Raw genomic sequence first — 3,502 nt, 5'->3', positions numbered from 1 at the left:
ACCCCCACCAGCACGCCCTTCGCCGACCTGGCCGCCTTCGCGGCGCTGCCGCGCCTCAGCGGCCTGGCCCTGTCCGCCGACGGCACCCGGCTGGTGACGACGGTGGCGACCCTCACCCCCGACGCCACGCGCTGGCGCGGCGCGCTGTGGGAGGTGGACCCCGCCGGGCAGCGGCCCGCGCGGCGCCTGACCCGCAGCGCCGCGGCCGAGTCCTCCCCGGTGTTCGCCCCCGACGGCACGCTGCTGTTCACCTCCGCGCGCCCCGACCCCGAGGCCGAGGGCGACGGCGACGCGCCCGCCGCGCTGTGGGCGCTGCCGGCCGCCGGGGAAGCGCGCGTGGTGGGCACCCGCCCCGGCGGCGTGTCCGCCCCGCTGGTCGCCCGCACCGGCGCCCGCGTCGTCGTCACCTCCGCCACGCTGCCCGGCTCCGACGCCGCCGAGGACGGGCCCACCTCCGACGCCGAGCGCCGCAAGGCCCGCAAGGACAAGAAGGTCAGCGCGGTCCTGCACTCCGGCGTCCCGGTGCGCTACTGGGACGCCGACCTCGGCCCCGACGAGCCGCGCTTCCTCACCGCCGCGCTGCCCGGCGCCGAGCCGGCCGCCGGGCAGCGCGACCTGCTGCGCTGGGAGGACCTCACCCCCGCCCCGGGCGGGCGCTACCGGGAGGCCACCGCCGCCCTCACCCCCGACGGCGCCGAGGTGGTCACCACCGAGGTCGTCGCGCAGCCGCGCGGCGACGCGTACGTGCGCCTGGTGGCGATCTCCACCGCCGACGGGGCCGTGCGGGTCCTGGCCGACGACCCCCAGCAGGAGTTCGGCGCCGTCGCCGTCTCCCCGGACGGGCGCTCCGTCGCCGCCCTGGCCGAGTCCCGCTCCACCCCGACGCAGCCGCCGACCGTGCGCCTGGTGCTGGTCGCCCTCGACGGCTCGGGCGTGCGCGAGGTCGTGCCCGACCGGGAGTTCTGGCACGCCGAGCCGCGGTGGACCCCCGGCTCGGACGCGCTGATCCTGGCCGCCGACGAGCTCGGCGGCGCCCCGGTCTTCCGCGTCGACGTCGCCACCGGCGCGGTGACGCGCCTGACCGGCGACCGCGGCGCCTACTCCTCCCCGCAGGTCTCCCCGGACGGCGCGAGCGTGTACGCGGTGCGCTCCGCGGTGGACGCCCCGCCGGCCGTGGTGCGCCTGGACGCGCGCGCCGCCGACCAGCAGCCCCGGCCCCTGCCCGGCCCCGCGCCGGCCGCGCCGCTGCCCGGCACCCTCACCGAGGTCACCGCCACCGCCGCCGACGGCAGCGACCTGCGCGCCTGGCTGGCGCTGCCCGCCGGCGCCTCGGCGTCCGCGCCGGCCCCGCTGCTGCTGTGGGTGCACGGCGGCCCGCTGGGCTCGTGGAACGCGTGGTCGTGGCGGTGGAACCCGTGGCTGGCGGTGGCGCGCGGGTACGCCGTGCTGCTGCCCGACCCGGGCCTGTCCACCGGGTACGGGGCGGGCTTCCTGGCGCGCGGCTGGGGCGCGTGGGGCGCCGAGCCGTACACGGACCTGATGACGATCACCGACGCGGCGCTGGAGCGCGAGGACCTCGACGCCGCGCGCACCGCCGCGATGGGCGGTTCCTTCGGCGGCTACATGGCCAACTGGATCGCCGGGCACACCGACCGGTTCAAGGCGGTCGTCACCCACGCCAGCCTGTGGTCGCTGGGCCACTTCGGCGCCACCACCGACGCCCCCTGGTACTGGGCGCGGGAGATGACGCCGCAGATGGTCGCCGCCAACGACCCCTCCGCGCACGCCGCCTCCATCACCAGCCCCGTGCTGGTCATCCACGGCGACAAGGACCACCGGGTGCCCATCGGCGAGGGCCTGGCGCTGTGGTGGGCGCTCAACGAGCACTGGGACGGCGAGCCGGACCGGATGCCGCACCGGTTCCTGTACTACCCCGACGAGAACCACTGGGTGCTCACCCCGCAGCACTCCACCCTCTGGTACGAGACGGTGTTCGCGTTCCTGGCCACCCACGTGCACGGCGTGGAGCTCCGGGTGCCGGACCTGCTGCGCTGAGCGGGGCGCCCGCGCACGGCCCGCGCACGTCCCCCGCGGGCCGTGCGCGGGCGGTGCGGCTCGGGCACGATGTGCCCGTGCAGGAGAGCTGGGGCGCGGTGGACGAGCACCTGGCGCGGGCGCTGCTGCCCGCCGACGCGGTGCTGGAGCAGGTGCTGGCGGAGAACCGGGCCGCGGGCCTGCCCGCCATCGACGTCTCCCCGCTGCAGGGCGCGTTCCTGACGCTGCTGACCCGGGTGTCCGGCGCCCGCCGCGTGCTGGAGATCGGCACCCTGGGCGGCTACAGCACCATCCACCTCGCCCGCGGCCTGCCCGGCGGCGGGCGCGTGGTCACCCTGGAGTTCGAGCCGCACCACGCCGAGGTGGCACGGCGCAACCTGCACCGCGCCGGGCTGGCCGAGGTCGTCGAGGTGCGCGTGGGCGCCGCGCTGGACACCCTGCCCGTCCTGGAGCGCGAGGGCGCCGGCCCCTTCGACCTGGTGTTCATCGACGCCGACAAGCGCGGCTACCCGCAGTACCTGGAGTGGGCGGTGCGCCTGTCCCGGCCCGGCACCGTCCTCGTCGGCGACAACGTGGTGCGCCGCGGCGGTCTCGTGGACCCCGCGGCCGACGGCGACCCTGACGTGCGCGGGGTGCGCACGTTCCTGGACGCGGTGGGCGCCCACCCGCGGCTGAGCGCGACCGCCCTGCAGACGGTGGGCGCCAAGGGCTGGGACGGCTTCGCGCTGGCCGTGGTGGACTGAGCCCGCACCCGCACCCGCACCCGCCCCCGCCCCCGGCGCGGGCGCTCAGCCGTCCAGCAGCCCCGCGTCGTGCGCGACGATCGCGACCTGCACGCGGTTGTGCGCCTCCAGCTTCGTCAGCAGGCGCGACACGTGCGTCTTCACGGTCGCCTCGCTCATGAACAGCTCCCTGCCGATCTCCGCGTTCGACAGGCCCCGGCCCACCGCGGCCAGCACCTCGCGCTCGCGGTCGGTCAGCAGCTGCAGGCGCTCGGCGGCCTCGCGCCGGCGCGGGTTCACCGCGTCGGCCGCGTAGTGCCCCACCAGCCGGCGCGTCACCGTCGGCGAGAGCATCGCCTCGCCGGCGGCCACCACCCGCACCGCGGCCACCAGCTCGCGCGGCGGGGTGTCCTTCAGCAGGAAGCCCGTCGCCCCCGACTGCAGCGCCTGGAAGACGTACTCGTCCAGGTCGAACGTCGTCAGCATCACCACGGCCGGCGCCTGCGGGCGCTCGGTGATCGCCTTGGCCGCGGTCAGCCCGTCCATCACCGGCATGCGCACGTCCATCAGGACGATGTCGGGGCGGTGCGCGGCCACGCCCTCCACGGCCTGCGCGCCGTTCTCCGCCTCGCCCACGACCTCGACGTCCTCGGCGCTGGACAGGATCATGCGCAGCCCGGCGCGCACGAGCGCGTCGTCGTCCACCAGCAGGACCCGCGTGGGGC

Annotated in this window: 3 protein-coding genes; 2 read left to right on the top strand and 1 reads right to left on the bottom strand. The window is 77.4% G+C overall.

The window, feature by feature from the left end; all coding sequences use genetic code 11:
* Window positions 1-2,055 (top strand): S9 family peptidase (locus GTR00_RS17015; RefSeq protein ID WP_240900491.1); only part of this gene is annotated, 2,055 nt, incomplete at its 5' end.
* Between the two features lie 71 nt (window positions 2,056-2,126).
* The gene (locus GTR00_RS17010; protein ID WP_166612771.1) at window positions 2,127-2,798 is read left to right on the top strand and encodes an O-methyltransferase; all 672 of its coding nucleotides are present in this window, start codon (window positions 2,127-2,129) and stop codon (window positions 2,796-2,798) included.
* 45 nt (window positions 2,799-2,843) lie between these two features.
* Here GTR00_RS17010 and GTR00_RS17005 read toward each other — a convergent pair.
* Window positions 2,844-3,502 (bottom strand): response regulator (locus GTR00_RS17005; protein ID WP_276610288.1); only part of this gene is annotated, 659 nt, incomplete at its 5' end.

This window comes from Kineococcus indalonis (genome assembly GCF_009906395.1).
GTDB lineage: Bacteria > Actinomycetota > Actinomycetes > Actinomycetales > Kineococcaceae > Kineococcus > Kineococcus indalonis.
Note: the sequence above shows the minus strand (reverse complement) of the source record. Positions and strands in the feature narration are given on the sequence as shown.